At 71.6% G+C, this 15,949-nt stretch carries 17 protein-coding genes; 9 read left to right on the plus strand and 8 right to left on the minus strand.

What is annotated here, in order from left to right; all coding sequences use genetic code 11:
- Positions 1-348: 348 nt before the first annotated feature.
- A complete protein-coding gene (locus ACTOWY_RS03055; RefSeq protein ID WP_441308069.1) occupies positions 349-1,092 on the minus strand; it encodes a hypothetical protein in 744 nt (247 codons plus the stop codon).
- Positions 1,093-1,198: 106 nt separating this feature from the next.
- Here ACTOWY_RS03055 and ACTOWY_RS03060 point away from each other — a divergent pair, with 106 nt between their 5' ends.
- From ACTOWY_RS03060 to ACTOWY_RS03075, 4 genes are all read left to right on the plus strand, one after another.
- Positions 1,199-1,684, plus strand: a complete 486-nt coding sequence (locus ACTOWY_RS03060) for a MarR family winged helix-turn-helix transcriptional regulator (RefSeq protein WP_247759802.1) — start codon at positions 1,199-1,201, stop codon at positions 1,682-1,684.
- Between the two features lie 16 nt (positions 1,685-1,700).
- The gene (locus tag ACTOWY_RS03065) at positions 1,701-2,324 is read left to right on the plus strand and encodes a TetR/AcrR family transcriptional regulator (RefSeq protein WP_441308070.1); all 624 of its coding nucleotides are present in this window, start codon (positions 1,701-1,703) and stop codon (positions 2,322-2,324) included.
- Between the two features lie 10 nt (positions 2,325-2,334).
- Positions 2,335-4,353 (plus strand): MFS transporter, encoded by a 2,019-nt coding sequence (locus ACTOWY_RS03070; RefSeq protein ID WP_441308071.1) that lies wholly within the window; start codon positions 2,335-2,337, stop codon positions 4,351-4,353.
- A 95-nt stretch (positions 4,354-4,448) separates the two neighbouring features.
- Positions 4,449-4,652, plus strand: a complete 204-nt coding sequence (locus ACTOWY_RS03075) for a hypothetical protein (RefSeq protein ID WP_441308072.1) — start codon at positions 4,449-4,451, stop codon at positions 4,650-4,652.
- A 62-nt stretch (positions 4,653-4,714) separates the two neighbouring features.
- Here ACTOWY_RS03075 and ACTOWY_RS03080 read toward each other — a convergent pair whose 3' ends face one another.
- From ACTOWY_RS03080 to ACTOWY_RS03105, 6 genes are all read right to left on the minus strand, one after another.
- Positions 4,715-6,046, minus strand: a complete 1,332-nt coding sequence (locus tag ACTOWY_RS03080) for an FAD-binding oxidoreductase (protein WP_441308073.1) — start codon at positions 6,044-6,046, stop codon at positions 4,715-4,717.
- Between the two features lie 29 nt (positions 6,047-6,075).
- Positions 6,076-6,987, minus strand: a complete 912-nt coding sequence (locus tag ACTOWY_RS03085) for a penicillin-insensitive murein endopeptidase (RefSeq protein ID WP_441308074.1) — start codon at positions 6,985-6,987, stop codon at positions 6,076-6,078.
- A 114-nt stretch (positions 6,988-7,101) separates the two neighbouring features.
- Complete coding sequence (locus ACTOWY_RS03090; protein ID WP_441308075.1) at positions 7,102-8,076, minus strand: hypothetical protein; 975 nt, start codon at positions 8,074-8,076, stop codon at positions 7,102-7,104.
- Positions 8,073-10,283, minus strand: a complete 2,211-nt coding sequence (locus ACTOWY_RS03095; RefSeq protein WP_441308076.1) for a hypothetical protein — start codon at positions 10,281-10,283, stop codon at positions 8,073-8,075. Before ACTOWY_RS03095 ends, ACTOWY_RS03090 begins: the two co-directional genes overlap by 4 nt.
- Positions 10,277-10,972 carry a hypothetical protein gene (locus ACTOWY_RS03100; protein ID WP_441308077.1) on the minus strand — a complete coding sequence of 232 codons (696 nt, stop codon included), beginning with the start codon at positions 10,970-10,972 and terminating at the stop codon, positions 10,277-10,279. Before ACTOWY_RS03100 ends, ACTOWY_RS03095 begins: the two co-directional genes overlap by 7 nt.
- A 69-nt stretch (positions 10,973-11,041) precedes the next feature.
- Complete coding sequence (locus ACTOWY_RS03105) at positions 11,042-11,698, minus strand: Crp/Fnr family transcriptional regulator (protein WP_185002317.1); 657 nt, start codon at positions 11,696-11,698, stop codon at positions 11,042-11,044.
- A gap of 207 nt (positions 11,699-11,905) precedes the next feature.
- On the opposite strand from ACTOWY_RS03105, the gene ACTOWY_RS03110 reads away from it, so the two are divergent.
- The 3 genes from ACTOWY_RS03110 (at position 11,906) to ACTOWY_RS03120 (ending at position 15,029) form a co-directional block, all read left to right on the plus strand.
- The gene (locus ACTOWY_RS03110; RefSeq protein WP_441308078.1) at positions 11,906-12,850 is read left to right on the plus strand and encodes an NAD-dependent epimerase/dehydratase family protein; all 945 of its coding nucleotides are present in this window, start codon (positions 11,906-11,908) and stop codon (positions 12,848-12,850) included.
- Between the two features lie 14 nt (positions 12,851-12,864).
- Positions 12,865-13,479, plus strand: coding sequence for a flavin reductase family protein (locus tag ACTOWY_RS03115; RefSeq protein WP_441308079.1), 615 nt, complete (start codon positions 12,865-12,867; stop codon positions 13,477-13,479).
- A 116-nt stretch (positions 13,480-13,595) separates the two neighbouring features.
- Entirely contained in the window at positions 13,596-15,029 is a 1,434-nt protein-coding gene (locus tag ACTOWY_RS03120; RefSeq protein WP_441308080.1) for a hypothetical protein, read from the plus strand.
- On the opposite strand, the gene ACTOWY_RS03125 is transcribed toward ACTOWY_RS03120, so the two are convergent.
- Positions 14,956-15,303 (minus strand): hypothetical protein, encoded by a 348-nt coding sequence (locus ACTOWY_RS03125; RefSeq protein WP_247759783.1) that lies wholly within the window; start codon positions 15,301-15,303, stop codon positions 14,956-14,958. The genes ACTOWY_RS03120 and ACTOWY_RS03125 overlap by 74 nt on opposite strands.
- Positions 15,304-15,446: 143 nt before the next feature.
- Between ACTOWY_RS03125 and ACTOWY_RS03130 the strand changes: the two genes are divergently transcribed.
- Both ACTOWY_RS03130 and ACTOWY_RS03135 read left to right on the plus strand, forming a co-directional pair.
- Positions 15,447-15,590 carry a hypothetical protein gene (locus ACTOWY_RS03130; protein WP_441308081.1) on the plus strand — a complete coding sequence of 48 codons (144 nt, stop codon included), beginning with the start codon at positions 15,447-15,449 and terminating at the stop codon, positions 15,588-15,590.
- A 9-nt stretch (positions 15,591-15,599) separates the two neighbouring features.
- Positions 15,600-15,935: a nucleotide pyrophosphohydrolase gene (locus ACTOWY_RS03135; RefSeq protein WP_441308082.1), complete on the plus strand. Its 336-nt coding sequence runs from the start codon at positions 15,600-15,602 to the stop codon at positions 15,933-15,935.
- Positions 15,936-15,949: the final 14 nt, after the last annotated feature.

Consider the following 15,949-nt stretch of genomic DNA (forward strand, 5'->3'; position numbering starts at 1 on the left):
GCCACAAAGCGGCTCGCACTTATTCACCTCGCGGTAACGCCACCGTTTTTTGGGCATAGGAGAGCCACGATTGTTACCTAATCCCCCGTGACCAGGTAACGGTCAACGCCTGCCTGTCGGAGACTTACTGAAAGCCGCCTGGCCGCGCCCAGGCTGAAGCTTCTGTCGCCGTAGATTCCGCGCTGCGTGAAACTCCCCGTCCCGAACGGAAGGTAGTCGACGGCAAAAACAGACAAAAATCGTCCGAACGGGGGACGCAACTGACCGGTAGTCAGCTTTTACTCCATTTGGTCTAGAGAATGACGCCGAACAGCCTATTTACCTAGCTGCCGTTCGGCCCCTCTGAGATCACTCGGAGACATCGGCCACAGCGGACTCGTTACGACTCGGTGACCTCATTTCACCCGCCCGAGGGACACTCGGCCGCGCCCTCAAGTCGGTCGGCGGGCGGGCCGCCGGGATGTTCGGCCGGGACGGGTCGGGCCGGGCGGGTCTGGTCAGGTAGGGCCGCAGCAGCCGGGTGAGCGCCAAACCGGGGGCCAGCAACGGAACCATGCCCGAAAGGGCAGCCGCGACGGCGCCCGCGGTCAGCACGTCCAGGGGCAGCAGCCGGGGCCGCCGGTCGACCAGCTTGCCGCGGTTGGGCAGGGCGCACAGCGCGAGCAGCGCGATGAACCCGGCGAGCACGCCCACCGCCCTGGAGACGGCGGGCTGGTAGCCCAGTCCCTCGGCCGCGGCCATCACCACCAGCCAGCCGGCCAGCGCGGGCAGCTGGGCGCGTTCGGAAGTGGCCGCCCAGAGCAGTCCGGCCGCCCAGGCCGCCGCGGTGAGCACGCCGGTGTGCGCTGGATCGCGCAGCCAGGAGCTGACCACGTCCAGCCAGCCGGTGGCGCCCGGACCGAAGCGGGCCAGCACCGCCCGTGGCGCGTCCAGGGGGGTGAACACCGCGCCGGTGGTGGTGAACTGGGCGCCGACCCAGACCAGCACCCACAGCGAGATGGGGAAGGCCAGCACCAGCTGCCAGCGCGGCCGGGTGACCGCCGCCGCCCAGGCACCGGGGAGTTCACGCCACCTCGACCACACCACCGCCACGGATCGATCCTGGTGCGCTCGCGTTCGGTGAGCAACCCACGACGGAGCGCGGTCGATGGAAAATCGTTCAACCGGGGAATTGTTGCCCCGGCAGTAGAGTGCCCCCATGCACCACGGCGGCTATCCCCAGGGCGGCAGCTCGGCGTTCCTGCTGGCGCAGCTCGGGTTCGCCGCGGCCCGGCGCTTCGCCGAGCGGCTGGCCCCGCTGGACCTGGAGCCGCGGCACGTGGGGCTGCTCCGGATGGTCGCCGGGGCCGAGGGCCAGTCCCAGCAGGCCATCGGCGAGCGGATGCGGATCGCGCCCAGCCGGATGGTCGCCTTCGTCGACGACCTGGAACACCGCGGCCTGGTGCAGCGCAGGCGCAACCCGGCCGACCGCCGCGCCTACGCCCTGCACCTGACCGACCGCGGCCGCGAACTGCTGGAGACCGCCCTGGCGGAGGCCGCCACCCACGACGCGGAGGTCACCGCCCCGCTGACCGAGGACGAGCGGACCCGGTTGCACGAGCTGCTGACCAAGCTGGCCGGCGCGCAGGACCTGGAGCAACACCGGTTCCCCGGCGGGCACCCGCGCGCCACCCGCGAGTGCTGAGCGGCGAGGAGGAGCAGTGACAGGCTCGCGGAAGAAGGTCCCGCTCAGCGATCCGGACCGGTACCGGGAGGTGCTGTCCGCGGCCCGCTCGGTACTGGCCGAGGTCGGCTACGAACGGTTCAACATGGACCTGGTCGCCCGCCGCGTGCAGGCCAGCAAGGCCACCCTGTACCAGCGCTGGCCGTCCAAGGCCGCGCTGATCATCGACGCCATCCACACCTACCGGGCCCGCCCGGAATGCCCCGACACCGGTTCGCTGGTGGAGGACTTCCGGGTGCTGGGCCGGATGGCCGTGGCGCAGAGCAACGCCGACACCCGCGGCCTGGTGATCGGCCTGCTGGAGGGCAGCCGCCGGGACGAGGAACTGGCCCGGCTGTACCTGGAACGCATGCAGCAGTCCGGCCCCGACCTGGCCGACCTGGTGGTCCGCCGCGCCGAGGCCCGCGGCGAACTGGCCCCCGGCGTGGACCCGGAGATGCTCCGCGACCTGGTGGGCGCGCTGTACCTGTTCCAGTTGCTGGTGCGCGGGGTGCCGCCGGATGACGCGCTCATCGATCGGGTGGCGGACGGGTTGATCGCGCCGCTTTCCACCGAACGAGCGATCTCCGCCGCCCAGCAGACCCCCGGGGCCGCGCCCTAGGTTCCGGGGTATGACGGCTGCCGTAGAGGTCGAGAGCGGTTCCAGGACGAACCTGGTGTTCGGCGCGATGGTGCTCGGCCTGCTGCTGGCGGCCCTGGACCAGACCATCGTGGCCACCGCGCTGCCCACCATCGTCAGCGAGCTGGGCGGGGCGAACCACCTGTCCTGGGTGGTCACCGGCTACATGCTGGCCGAGACCATCGCCACCCCGCTGTTCGGCAAGTTCGGCGACCTGTTCGGGCGCAAGGTCGTCTTCCAGATCTCGGTGGCCTTGTTCACCGTGGGCTCGCTGTTCTGCGGGATGGCCACCGGCATGTTCGGGCTGGTCGCGGCGCGGGCCCTGCAGGGCTTCGGCGCGGGTGGGCTGATGGTGACCTCGATGGCGCTGGTGGCCGACCTGATCCCGTTGCGCGAGCGCGGCAAGTACCAGGGCCTGATGGGCTCGGTCTTCGGCGTGGTCACGGTGGCCGGGCCGCTGCTGGGCGGGCTGTTCGTGGACCAGCTCAGCTGGCGGTGGGCCTTCTACATCAACGTGCCGCTGGGCCTGCTGGTGCTGCTGGTGGCGGGCGCGGTGATGCCGAAGGTGCCCAAGGGCTCCCGGCCGGTGATCGACTACCTGGGCATCCTGCTGCTGGCCCTTGGCGCGGGCGGGCTGACCCTGGTGACCAGCTGGGGCGGCACCACCTACGCCTGGGACTCCGCGGAGATCCTGTGGCTGGGCGTGGCCTCGCTGGTGGCGGTGGCGCTGTTCGTCTGGGTGGAGCTGCGCGCGAGTGAGCCGGTGCTGCCGATGCGGCTGTTCCGCGGCCGGGTGTTCTCCGTCTCCGGCGTGCTCAGCTTCGTGATCGGCTTCGCCATGTTCGGCGGCATCACCTACCTGCCGATCTTCCTGCAGGTGGTGCAGGGCCATTCGGCCACCGAGTCCGGGCTGCGGATGCTGCCGATGGTGGCCGGGCTGATGGCGGCCTCGATCTTCAGCGGCACCATGGTCGGCCGCACCGGCCGGTACCGGCACTTCCCGATCATCGGCACCGGCATCACCGCGGTCGGCCTGTGGCTGATGTCGCACCTGGACCGGGAGACCACCCTGGTCACCGCCTCGCTGTACATGATCGTGCTCGGCCTTGGCATCGGCCTTGGCATGCAGGTGCTGGTGATCGCGGTGCAGAACACCTGCGACTACGCCGACCTGGGCGCGGCCACCAGCGGCGTCACCTTCCTGCGCACCCTGGGCAGCTCCTTCGGCGTGGCGGTCTTCGGCGCGATCTTCTCCGCCCAGCTCACCGCCAACCTGGCGGGCGCCAACCTGCCGCCCGGCTTCGACCCCGGCGCGGCGGCCAACCCGGAGATGATCCGGCACCTGCCCGCCGAACTGCTCGGCCCACTGGCCACCGCCTACCAGGACAGCCTGCAAACGGTGTTCCTGTGGGCCCTGCCGGTCGCGTTGCTGGCCTTCGCCATCGCCTGGCTGCTGCCCGAGGTCAAGCTGCGCGATTCGGTCCGGGACAAGTCCGGCGACCTGGGCGATGCCTTCGGCATGCCCGAATCGCACACCAGCGAACAGGAGCTGGAGAAGTCGGTGGCCGCGGTCTGGCAGCGCCGCCGCAAGGAACTGCGCCCGGTGCTGCGCGAACGCCTGCGGCACTGCATGGACGAGACCGACGCCTGGCTGCTGGCCCAGATCTACCGGAACAGCAAGCAGGAGGGCCGCACTACCCTGGCCGAGATCGCCGACCCGCTGGACCTGCCGCCGGGCATCCTGGCCCCCACCGCCGAGGACCTCATCCGGCGCGGCCTGCTGGCCCGCGACGGCGACTGGCTGAGCTTCACCGCCGAGGGCGAAGCGGCGATGGTGCGGCTGGCCGGGGTGTGGCGGGAGTGGCTGACCGAGCTGCTGACCACCGAGGACCCCGAACGCGAGGCCGAGCTGACCGCCGCGGTCGACCGGCTGGCCCGCCGCATGATCGCCGACCACACCACGCTGCGCGAACGCCGCTGGGACCGGACCGGTCACGCCGCGCACACGTGAGCCGGGCCTCGGCAACAGGTTGGCCAAACCTGCTACGGAACGAGCCCGATCGGGTTAAAGTCCACCGCTCGTCTCACCGTTCCAAGGAGTACACCGTGCAGTTCGGCATCCTGCTTCTCGTCCTGGGCGTCGGTTCCTTCGTCCTGCCCATGATCGGCTTCCAGTTCAGCCTGATGAGCCTCATCGAGGACTACCAGCCCTGGGCAGGCATCGGCGTCGCGGCCGTCGGCGCGCTGATCACCATCGCGTTCATGCTCAACCGCAAGCCGCAGGCCGCCGACGGCCAGCCTGCCGTCTGATCAGGGCTTTTCTGGGGGGATGACCACCTGCTGAGCCGGGTGGTCGTCTTCTTGCCCGCGCCCTAGGGCTGGACCAGCCTGCGGTCCCCGCCGAACAATCCGGCCGGGTCGTAGTGCGCCTTGACCGCGGCCAGCCGCTCCCGGTACTCCGCCGGGAACGCCGCGGCCACCTGCTCCGGCAGGCCACCGGCCTCCGGCGGCGCCAGCAGGAAGCTCATCAGGTTGTGCCCGGTCCGGTACGGCGCGCACACCTGCGCCACCTTCCGGCCGAACTCCCCGGCCTCGGCCACGCTGGTCTCATCCGGCGTCACCGCCATGGTGAACACCAGGAACTCCGCGCCCGCCGCACCCAGTCGCGCGCCCTCGCCCGCGACGTGCCGGGCCTCCACCGAGACGAAGGACTCCCCCGGCTTGGCCAGCTCGACCAAGGCCGCGGGCAACTCGGTCACGGCGGTGGAGTATCCGGTGCGCGGCAAGGGTTTCACCGGGTCGTTGGTCACCGTGTCGATCTCCCGGTAGGCCATCTCGCGGAAGGTGTCCAGCACCGCCCCCGGCCGGGAACGCAAGGGGTGCAACACTTCCGCCGCCGCCGATTCCGGCCCGGCGTAGACCCCGCGCAGGGCGACCAAGGTGCGGCCACGCAAGGGTTCCGGCAGCGCGGGGCTCTCCGGGTATTGCAGGAAGGTCAGCGCGGAGGTCAGTTCCAGGGGCGTGCCCGCGACCCAGTCCCGGTACAGCGCGAAGACCCCGGCGGCGTCCTCGATCGGCCAGTAGGTGGCCCCGGCGAAGACCTGCGGGACGGTGACCAGGCCGAGGCGCAGCTTGGTGATCACGCCGACGTTGGGGCCGCCGCCGCGGACCGCCTGCCACAGCTCGGGTTCGCGGTCGGTGTCGACCCAGCGCAGCCTGCCGTTGGCGGTGACGATCTCCGCGGCCAGGATGCTGTCGGAGCAGAGCCCGTGCTTGCGGGCCAGCCAGCCGGAGCCGCCGCCGAGGGCGTAGCCGGTGACACCCAGGTTGCCGGAGGAGCCGGACAGCCCGGCCAGGCCGTAGGGGTGCGCGGCCTCCAGGAGTTCCTGCCAGCGGATGCCCGCGCCCACCTCGGCGGTGCGGGCCACCGGGTCCAGGCGGATGCCGGTGAGCGCGCTGGTGTCCAGCAGCAGTCCGCCCTCGGCGGCGGCCAGCGCGCCGTGACCGGTGGACTGGACCCGGACCGGCAGGCTCAGCTCGGCGGCGAAGCGGACGGCGGCCTGCACGTCGGCGGCGTCTCCGGGAGTGACCACGACCTCCGGGCGATGCCGGATCCGGCTGTTCCACCCGGTGCACACCTCGGCGTAGCGCGGCATGTCACTGGTGATGATCCGGCCGGTCAGCCAGCTCAGCTGTTCGCTCACCCGGGAAGCAGACCACAGTCCGGCGGAGATCAACAGGCGTAGAGCGGGTTCGGATGCACCGGCGCGCAGTACCGGATGTGCAGGTGGTTGTCGTGGTTGTCATACCGGGTGGTCAGGCCCGCCCTGATCAGCTCGGGGTCGTTGAAGAAGATCAGTTTCACCCGGCCGGGGGCGGCCGCGCGCAGGGCCTGCACCAGGGCCTTGGTGGCGGCCCGGTCGTAGGTGGCGGACTGCCAGGTGATCCGGCCCGCGGTGCACTGGGCGTTGTCGGTGCGGATGGGCCACAGGTCGGCGTCCAGGCCGACCTCGTGGCTGGCGTGGCCGCCGATGTCGCCGCCGTGTTCCTTGCTCACGTCTCCCAGCGGCACCTTGCCCTGGCCGGTGGCGGCGAAACTCCGGGCCGCGGCTTCCAGCTGGCCGATGGCCGAGGCGGTGCCCCAGTTGGCGGTGCCGTTGCCGTCCGGGTCCTGGTCGCACAGGCTGGTCAGGTCGGGATAGTCGTAGTGCCACAACAGGTTTCGCCAGGTGTCCGGGCCGGCAACGCCGTCGGCGCCGATCCCGGCGTGCTGTTGGAAAGCCAGCACCGCGGACCGGGTGGCCGCGTCGAAGGTGCCGGTGACCGGCAGGGTGATCCGGCGTTTGGCGCTGAGCTGGGCCTGCAACGCGGAGACCGCGGGGCCGCTGTCCCCCTGGCGGCGGGTGACCAGCAGCGCGCCCCAGGTCGCCGGACCCGCGATGCCGTCCACCGCCAGGCCCTTGGCCTGCTGGAAGGCCCGGACCGCGGTGGTCGTGCTGGCGCCGAACACGCCGTCAGCGGGCGGGGTCTGGGCCTGCTGACGCAGCAACTGCTGGAGCGCCAGCACATCGGCGCCCCGGTTGCCCGCGCCTAACGCGGGGAGGAACGCGCCGGGGAAGGCCACGGCCGGAGCGGCCGTGCTCACCAGCGCCAGGGTCGTCACTGCCAGGGCGAGCGCCGCCCGTCGAACCACACGCGCGAACATGTCAAACTTTTTCGCACATGTCCTACTCCTGGACAATCCTCCACCAGTCGGGAGTCAGAGTGACCCCTGGCCGTTACGCGGGTCCGGCGGGAACCGGGAGGCGGCCGGATAGTCCGGCATCTCCGGCAGCTGGTTGCGATTGGCCGCGAACTCCCGCAGCGCCCGCCCCGGACCGGCCTGCAGGTGCGCCAGCACCCGGCGCAGCGCCTCGCCGCCCAGCTGGTCGATGTCCACGTCCTGGGCGAAGCCGGAGTCCAGCAGCGACTGTACGATGCCCCGGCTGGTGTCCAGGCTCAGCTTCTCCTGCTCGGCCAGCAGCTGCACCACCTTCGCGGTGTCGCCGGGATGCTCGGCCAGGTGCAGGGCCAGCACCGCGTAGTGCCCGTCCTCGACCAGCCTGCGCAGCCGCTGCGCCCTGGTCACGATCAGCTCGCCCTGCTGCTGGTCGGCCAGCATGGCCAGCCGGTGCTCGCGCAGCCGGTGGTCCTGGGTGATCCGCACGTGGCAGCGGAACAGCGTCACGCCCTCCGGCAGCGCCGCCGGGGAGAGCGCGGGCAGCTGGTTGAGCGCGGTCTCGGCCAGCGCGGTGGCCGCCGGGTCGAACCGGCGGGACTCCTGCCGGAGCTGGGCCAGCAGGTGCCTGCGGCACAGCTCCACCGCGTCGGTGAGCCGGTTGCGCACCACCTGCACCGGATCGTGCACCCGCCAGCCGAACTCCAGCTCGGTGTGGAACTGGAACAGGTCGCCGTGACAGGGCAGCAGGACGGTGGTCAGCGCCCAGTGATCGGCGAGGTCCACCTCGTAGAGCCAGCGCACCCCGGTGGAGCGCCATTCCCTGGCACTGGGCATCCGGGTCGGCACGTAGGCGTTGCCGTCCACCGTGGACAGCACGAACGTGGTGTGCGGGCGGGGCGCCGGGCGGTTGGCCAGCAGCCTGCGGGCAGGCAGTTCGATCTCACTGCGGATGGGGCTGCGGAGGTCGGCGGTGAGGTGGGGTTCCGCCGTGTGCTCGTCATGGGGTGCGGTCAAGGCCGTGCTCCTCGGACTGGTGACGACAGCGCGTCGAGCACCGCGGCCGCGGCCGCGGTGGCTGGCGGGTCGGCGTCCGGCCAGGTGAGCGCGGCGCGACGCAGAATCTCAACCTCCCTCGGCAGTCGCGCGACGGAGCGGGCCAGCCTGGCCAGGGCCGTGGTGGCGGCGGTATCACCTTCGCAGGACTGGGCCCACCAGCGCAGCACCCACCTGGCCGGGCGATTGACCAGCGGGTCGATCAGCGCCCGCCGCCACAGCCCGGCCAGCGCCATGGTCGGCTCCGCGCCCTGGTCAGCCCATTGCAACAGCCGCGGCGCGCTGTGCTCACCGGGCCGGCACAGGTCCGCGCAGAGCTGCAGGAAACCGTAGACCCCCACGTGCCTGCGGTGCGCCCGGTGCGAGGTCGCCCAGCTCTCCACCGTGGCCACCACGGTGGCCAGCAGCGCGTCGTCGGCGGAGCGGGCCAGCTCCACCAGGCTCTGCGAGATCGCGAACACCCCGCCGGGATCGGACTGCCCGGCCAGCTCGCCGAGCACCTCGAAGGCGGTGTCCGGCACCAGGTGACCCAGTGACTCGCCGAAGGCGCGGGCCGCGGTGCGCCGCAGCTGCCACTCGCCGGAGCGGGACCAGCTGTGCGCCAGCCGCACCACCGCGCCGGTGAGCTGGAAGTCCCCGGCGGCCACGCCCAGGGCCACCAGCGCGGCCTCCCGGCCCGCCGGATCCTCGCCCGCGGCCCAGGGCTCCAGCACCGCCCGGCGGAAGGTCTCGAACTCCCGGGACATCAGCAGCCCGACCGCCGCGCCTGCCCCGCCGCGCACCGGCCGGGCGTGGTGCGTGCCCAGTTCGCGCAGCCAGCGCAGCAGCGCGGGGCGGCCGTAGTAGCCGGCGCACCAGAGCTGGTCCACGATCCACGGCCGGTGGTCGGCCTGGCGCAGCCGGACGATCTCGGTGGGCACCCGGCCATACGGCGTGTGACTCCAGGCCCGCAGGATCTCGGTGCGGGTGCGCTCGCAGCGCGCCTGGCGGCCGTGCGGCGGCCCGTCCACCCTGGCCGCGGCCCGGCCGGTGGTCAGCCGGTCCAGCCGTTCGGCCAGGTCCACCACGGTGCCGTAGGCCAGGCCGTCGAACATGGCCACGCACAGCAGGAAGGCCCGGTCCGGCGAGGACACCTCGTCCAGCCAGGCCCGCAGCTCCTCCTTGGAGCGCACGGTGAGCCGCTGGGCCAGCTCGGTGACCTCGGCGCCGCGGTCCAGCCGGGCCAGCTCCTCGGCCAGCCGGACCAGCGCGGCGGCCTCGAACGGCTCCTGGCAGCTGACCTCGATCAGCTCGGCCACCGCGTGCTGCCCAGTCAGCTCGGCCACCCGCTCGGCGGCCAGCAGCCTGCCCAGGTGGGCCAGCACCAGCGCCCTGGGCTCGGGGTGGTCGGCGACCGGGAGCTGGCAGGGCTTGGCCGCGGCGCCCGCCCCGGCCACGGTGAGCACCAGCCGGGCGCCGCGGGCGGTGACCTCCTCGTCCAGCCGGTGCAGGTCCGCGCCGCGGGCCGCGGTCAGCACATGCGGCGGCAGGTCGGTGACCAGGTAGCCGCGACCGGCCTTGAGTGCGCCGGTGGGCAGCCGCAGCAGGTCCTCGATCGGCTCGAACTCATACACCTCGCCCTGGCAGCGCTCGGCCAGCAGCACCATGCCCAGCGCGGTCTTGCCCCAGCCCCTGGGCCCGGCCAGCAGCACCAGCCCAGGCCGGGCCAGCCGGTCCCGGATCGCCCCGGCACTGCCGGGTTCGACGAAGGCGCCGCGGAAACCGGCCAGCACCGGCGCGGCCACCCGGCGGGCCACCGGCTCGGCGGTGTCCACCCCGCCACCGCGGCGGCCGACGAAGGAGTCCCTGCCGACCACGTCCCCGGTGACATCACCCATGATCACGATCGGCGCGGCCGCCTGCCCGCCGCCACCGGCCGGGCGCAGCGTGCTGACCTGGCGGTGGATCTCCTCCACCAGCGAGACCGAGTCGAGCAGCCGGGCCGGGTTGCTGAGCTGTTCCTTGATCTTGTCGATGGTCAGCGCCCTGGCCGCCTCCCGGTGCGGGCCGCCCTCGCCCTCGGCCGCGCCCGGCCCGCCGCTGCCCGCGCGGCCGGTGTGGTCGACCCCGTGGTGTGCCCGATCCGGCAGCGGCTCGGCCAGTCCTCCGACGCGGTCGGCACTCACCATGGCCCGCCGACGTGCTTGTCCCGGCCGACCACGTCACCGTTGACGTTGCCGCGCACGGTGATCGCGGGCGGGCCGCTGCCGCCGCTGTCCAGCTCCAGCCGGGCCAGCGGGGCCAGGATGCCCGGCACGTGCACCCACGCCTCGGCGCTGACCTCCTTGCGCCGCACCTCGATCTGGTGGAAGGAGGCCGGGTCGACCGCGCCGTAGCCGTGCCGGACCACCGCGTTGTGGATGGCCTCGGAGACGATCACCACCAGCTCGGCCTCCGGCACCGCGGCCAGCACCTCGTAGAGCGCCTCGCTGCCGACCAGGCGGAAGGCGAAGTTCAGGTCGGTGCCGGACCAGCCGTCCCGGTCCCGGTGCACCTCACCGGCGTGCACCGACATGCGCAGCCGGATCTGGCCCTGCTCGCTGGTGAACTGGTTGTGCTGGCGCAGCGCCACCGCGAGCCTGCTGATGAGCGGGTCCAGCAACCGGACCTTGGACACCGAGGCCGGGATGAGCAGGCACTTGCCGTCCCCTCGGTCCTCGATCGCGAGTTCGTCCCAGTCGATGCCGGACTCCTCGAACGCCTGCTTGAGGACAGCCGTCAGTCCGCTGCGCAGCAGCAGCTGGAACCGGTCATCTCGGGTGCCGAACTTCGCGATGTCGACGACCACGATCGAGAAATGCACCGGGTGGTATTGCATCAGCGTGTGTTTACCCTAAAACCGCAGGTCAATCTGTGATCCAACGCACTTTCGAGGTGTGATTCAGCCTTACGTCCCAAGGTAGGAGTCCAGCCGGGTGGGCGCCAGAATCGTGATCCGCCTGCGTGCGGTGCTGAGCAGACCGTCGTCCCGCAGCTCGGCCAGCGCGCGGGAGACCGACTCCCTGGTGGCGCCGATCGCGCTGCCCAGCTCCTCCTGAGTCAGTTGCGCGGCGATCTCCACCCCGCCGTCGGCCCGCTCGGTGCCGTGCGTGGCGGCCAGCTCGCCGAGGAAACGAGCGAGTCGCTGGGACACCGTGCAGGTGCCGACCTCCAGCCGCCGCCGGTCAGATTCATCCACCCGGGTGACGAGTAAAGACAGCACGTCGCAGGCGAGCCCGGAGAACTGGCGCAGCAGCGAGCGGAACCGGGCCGAGGCGATCACCACGACCGTCGAGTCGGTCAGCGCGACCACGGTGGCCGAGCGCCGACGTGCTGTTATGGCGCCGAACTCGCCGACCAGCTCACCGCTGCCGCGCAGCGCGAGCACGCTGTCGGTGCCGTCCTGGCTCACCACCGAGATCCGCAGCAGCCCGTGCTCGACCAGCAGGACCGAGTCGGACTCGTTGTCCTGCCTGAACAGCACCGTGCCCCGGCGCACGCTGCGACGACGCCCGACGTCGGCCAGTAAAACCCGGCTGGCCGCCCCGAGCCCTTCCACGCTCATAGTTGAAGGGTCGACGTTGACGCCAGGGAATATGGAGGGGAAAGGTCCACTACTCACCCGATAGCCAGCAGATAATGCCCCGAACGGCCCAATGCGAACAACTCCCTGTCACAGCGTTTCTCCCTACCGGAGTAAGGTAATCCCGACCTCCGTGTGAAGGCCACAAAACTTGCCGGTACACCCATTTCCTTCTGGTGAGATGGTGGTATGCGAGTCCTCGTCACCGGCGCGAGCGGCTATGTCGGACAGGCCGTCGTACGCCAACTTTCCCAGACCGGCCACGATGTCGTGGCATTGGTCCACCGCTCAGTGGTCAACCTGCCCGAGGGGGTGGAGCTGCGCAGGGGCGACGTGCTGGACGGCGAGGGCCTGCTCGCGGCCGCGGACGGGGTGCATGCCGCGGTGCACCTGGTCTCGCTGACCCGGATCAGAGAGGCTTTCGCGCACCCCACGCTGTACTACCGGGTCAACCTGGGCGGCACCCTGCACGTGCTGGAGGCGCTGGCCAGGCAGGCCGAGGTCACCGGGGTCAAACCCCGGCTGGTGATGGCCTCCACCGCCAGCGTCTACGGCACCCCGGCGCGCCAGCCCATCGACGAGACCACCCCGGTGGCCCCGGCGAACCCCTACGCCGCCTCCAAGGTCGCCGCCGAGGAGGCCATCCGCTGGCAGGTGGCCACCGGCGGCCTGGGCGCGGCGGTGCTGCGGATCTTCAACATCGCCGGCGCGGTCGGCGAGCTGGGCGACTACGACGACACCCGGATCATCACCAGGGCGGTGGGCGTGGCCGCCGGCCACCTGCCGTCGGTGGAGATCAACGGGGATGGTTCGGCGATCCGGGACTTCGTGCACGTCAACGACGTGGCCAGGGCCATGGTGCACGCCCTGGAGGACGCCACGCCGGGCCGGTTCGACGTCTACAACGTGGGCGCCATCCCGGCCAGCGTGGCCGAGATCGTGGACACCGTGCGCGCGGTGACCGGCCGGGAGATCCGGGTCACCCACCGTCCAGCCAACCCCGGCGAGACCCAGCGCTCGGTCGGCGACACCACGCTGATCAGACAACGTCTGGGCTGGTCACCCCAGCAGTCAACGCTGACCGAGATGGTCCGCGGCCAGTGGGAGGCGGAACTGTTGCGCAGGCACCGCTGAGTGAGAATCGGGCCATGCGCCTGGACTTCGACCCGGACACCACGGGCATCGGCCGGTTCTACCGGCTGCTCACCGCCGTGGTGGTGCCGCGCCCGATCGCCTGGGTGTCCACGGTCTCCGCCGAGGGCGTGGACAACCTCGCCCCGCACTCCTTCTTCACCGTGGCCTGCGTCGCCCCGCCGATCGTCCAGTTCACCTCGGTCGGCCGCAAGGACACCCTGACCAACGTCGAGGCCACCGGCGAGTTCGTGGTCAACCTGGCCAACCAGGCCAACTTCGCCCAGATCAACGCCACCGGCACCGACTTCCCGCCGACCATCAGCGAGTTCGACGCCGTCGGCCTGGCCAGGGAACCCAGCAGCAAGGTCAAGCCGTTCCGGGTGGCCAGCAGTCCGGCGGCGCTGGAGTGCGTGCTGCACAGCACGGTGCGGCTGGGCGATTCGACGGTGGTGTTCGGCCGGGTGGTGCACGCGGCGGTGGCCGAGGAGATGTGCACCGACGACCTGCCGGACATCGAGCGGCTGCGGCCACTGGCGCGGCTGGGGCGGGACGAGTGGGGGACGGTGGGCGAGGTGCTGGAGACGACCCGGATCCGGCACCAGGACTGGCCGGGACACTACCGGGGTTAGCCGGACACGATCGGACAAAACCCCCGGAAGATCGCTAACGCCCGGTCAGTGATTCGCGACTCTCCGTGCAGGTGGTGTCGGCCGGAGCAGCGCCGACCAAACGCGGGGAGGCGTCTTTGTCCGAGGAGTCCTGGCATTCGGCCCGGTTGATCCCGACCTCCGGCATCAACGGAGCCGAGGAGCAGGAGCGGCGCGCGACCTCGGCGCTGCTGGCGGTGCTCGCCGCGGTGCGCGAGTTCGGCCGGGTGCTCACCCAGCCACTGGGTGCCCCGGCCGGTGCGGTGCGCACCTTCATCGAGGTGCCCTTCGCGCTGGGCGATCGCAAGGTCATCCCGGACGGCCTGATCCGGGTGAGCAGGGGGCAGCGCAGCTGGACTGCGCTGGTGGAGGTCAAGACCGGCACCAACGAACTGCAGACCGAGCAGTTGGAGAACTACCTGGACCTGGCGCGGGAACAGGGCTTCGACGCGCTGATCACCATCTCCAACCAGATCCCGGCCATGCCCGGCCAGCACCCGGCCCGGATCGACAAACGCAAGCTGCGCAAGGTCGCGCTGCACCACTGGTCCTGGACGCACGTGCTCTGCGAGGCGGTGCTGCAGAAGGAGCATCGCGGCGTCGCCGATCCCGACCAGGCGTGGATCCTCGGCGAGCTGATCCGGTACCTGGAGCATCCGCGTTCGGGCGCGATGGCCTTCGAGGACATGGGTCCGGCCTGGGTTCCGCTGCGGGAGGCGGTCAGCGCGGGCACCCTGCGCGCCACCGACACCACCGCCGCCGAGATCGCCCTGCGCTTCGACGCGTTGCTGCGTTTCGCCGGACTCCAGCTGGGCCGCAGGCTCGGCGCCGAGGTAGTGCCCGCGCTGAGCCGCCGCGAACTGGCCGACCCGCAACTGCGGGTGCAGAGCCAGGTGGCGCAGCTGGTCGGCGGCGGCACGCTCTCCGGCGGCATCCGCATCCCGGACACGGTGGGCACCCTGTCGGTGACCGCGGACCTGCGCGCGAGCCAGGTGTGCTGCCTGGTGGACGTCGACGCGCCGCGGGAGGGACGGCCCACCACCCGGGTCAACTGGCTGGTGCGCCAGCTCAAGGACGCCCCCGAGCAGGTGCGGGTGGAATCCGCCGTGCTGCACGCGCGCGGCGCGGGCGCGGCGGAACTGCTGCGCGCGGTGCGGCTGGATCCGGCGGTGCTCATCGACGATCCGAAGAAGGAGATCCGGTCCTTCCGGGTGGCCCAGACCTTCCCGCTCGGCGGCAAGCGCGGCACCGGCCGGGGCGCGTTCATCGACTCCGTGCTCGAGGCCGTCAACCGCTTCTACGAGGACGTGCTGCAGAACCTGAAACCCTGGGCCGCGCAGCCGCCCCGGTTGCGGCCCGACTCGGCCTTCATCCCGCCCGAGGAGGTGCCGGTGGCCCTGGTGTCCACCGCGCCCTCCTCCCAGGACGGCGCCGAGGAACCACCCGGCCCGGCCGTGCTCAGAACCGCGACTCCCGATCCCGGTCCTCCGGCGCCCGCGGCCGCAACGCCCCCCTCGGCACCAGGTTCTTGATCTCCAGCGGTGGCACCGCCCCGCCCGGCCGCGCCGCCACGTAGTAGGACACCAGCCCCGCCCAGTACCCCTCCTCGGTCCGCAGCCAGGCGTGCAGGGTGCCGGGGACCCGGCCGGTGAGCACCAGGCCCTGTTGGCGGATGAGCAGGCTGGCGGCGGTGCGGTCGCCCAGGAAGCCGTGCCGGTACAGCTCGTTGAGGTCCACCCAGACCGGTTTGCTGCGGTCGTAGACCCGGCCGAGGGAGGGAGCGAGTTGCACCGTTCGGTCGAACACGTGTGCGAGTCTGGATGACTAGGTAGATCGACAGCAAGCCGGGTCACGGGGGCTGACCGGGTCGTTACCCAGGGTGGGTTGTGGCGGGGCGCGAACCTTTCCGGGGGCCGGGCCGACTGAGCCGGTGACCGGCTGGGAGGTGAGTGCGTGACCGAGGACCGGACACAGCGTTGCCGGTGGCGCTCGCGCTGGGCGGCCGCCTGGTCGCGCTGGCGGCGGTGGTGCTGACCAGGGCGATCCGGCGGCGGGAGCTGACCCTGCTCAAGCGGGAGCTGAGCGAGTCCTAGGGTTGCGGCATGTCTGGATTCGACGAGCTTGTCCCCCGGTTGCGGGCGTTCGCGGCGGCGCGGGAGTGGGAGCCCTTCCACACCCCGCGGAACCTGGCCATGGCGCTCTCCGGCGAGGTCGGCGAACTCGTCGCGGAACTGCAATGGTTGAGCGACAAGGAGATCCGCGCGCAGCTGGTCGATGGCGCGTTGCGCGAGCGGGTGGCCGACGAGGTCGCCGACGTGCTGCTCTACCTGGTGCGTTTCGCCGATGTGTGTGGTCTGGACCTCCCTGCCGAGGCGCACGCCAAGATCGACCGCAACGAGCACCGGTTCCCGCCACTGGAGGCAAACCCTTCCGCCTGAGCCGCAAGGGATTT

It is taken from the genome of Crossiella sp. CA198 (genome assembly GCF_052078295.1).
In the GTDB taxonomy this organism is placed as follows: Bacteria; Actinomycetota; Actinomycetes; order Mycobacteriales; family Pseudonocardiaceae; genus Crossiella.

Coding starts and splice junctions, on each gene's coding strand:
- ACTOWY_RS03135 (WP_441308082.1), top strand. CDS start 15,600: ATGTCTGGATTCGACGAGCTTGTCCCCCGGTTGCGGGCGTTCGCGGCG.
- ACTOWY_RS03100 (WP_441308077.1), bottom strand. CDS start 10,972: ATGCAATACCACCCGGTGCATTTCTCGATCGTGGTCGTCGACATCGCG.
- ACTOWY_RS03105 (WP_185002317.1), bottom strand. CDS start 11,698: ATGAGCGTGGAAGGGCTCGGGGCGGCCAGCCGGGTTTTACTGGCCGAC.
- ACTOWY_RS03115 (WP_441308079.1), top strand. CDS start 12,865: ATGCGCCTGGACTTCGACCCGGACACCACGGGCATCGGCCGGTTCTAC.
- ACTOWY_RS03110 (WP_441308078.1), top strand. CDS start 11,906: ATGCGAGTCCTCGTCACCGGCGCGAGCGGCTATGTCGGACAGGCCGTC.
- ACTOWY_RS03070 (WP_441308071.1), top strand. CDS start 2,335: ATGACGGCTGCCGTAGAGGTCGAGAGCGGTTCCAGGACGAACCTGGTG.
- ACTOWY_RS03060 (WP_247759802.1), top strand. CDS start 1,199: ATGCACCACGGCGGCTATCCCCAGGGCGGCAGCTCGGCGTTCCTGCTG.
- ACTOWY_RS03095 (WP_441308076.1), bottom strand. CDS start 10,283: ATGGTGAGTGCCGACCGCGTCGGAGGACTGGCCGAGCCGCTGCCGGAT.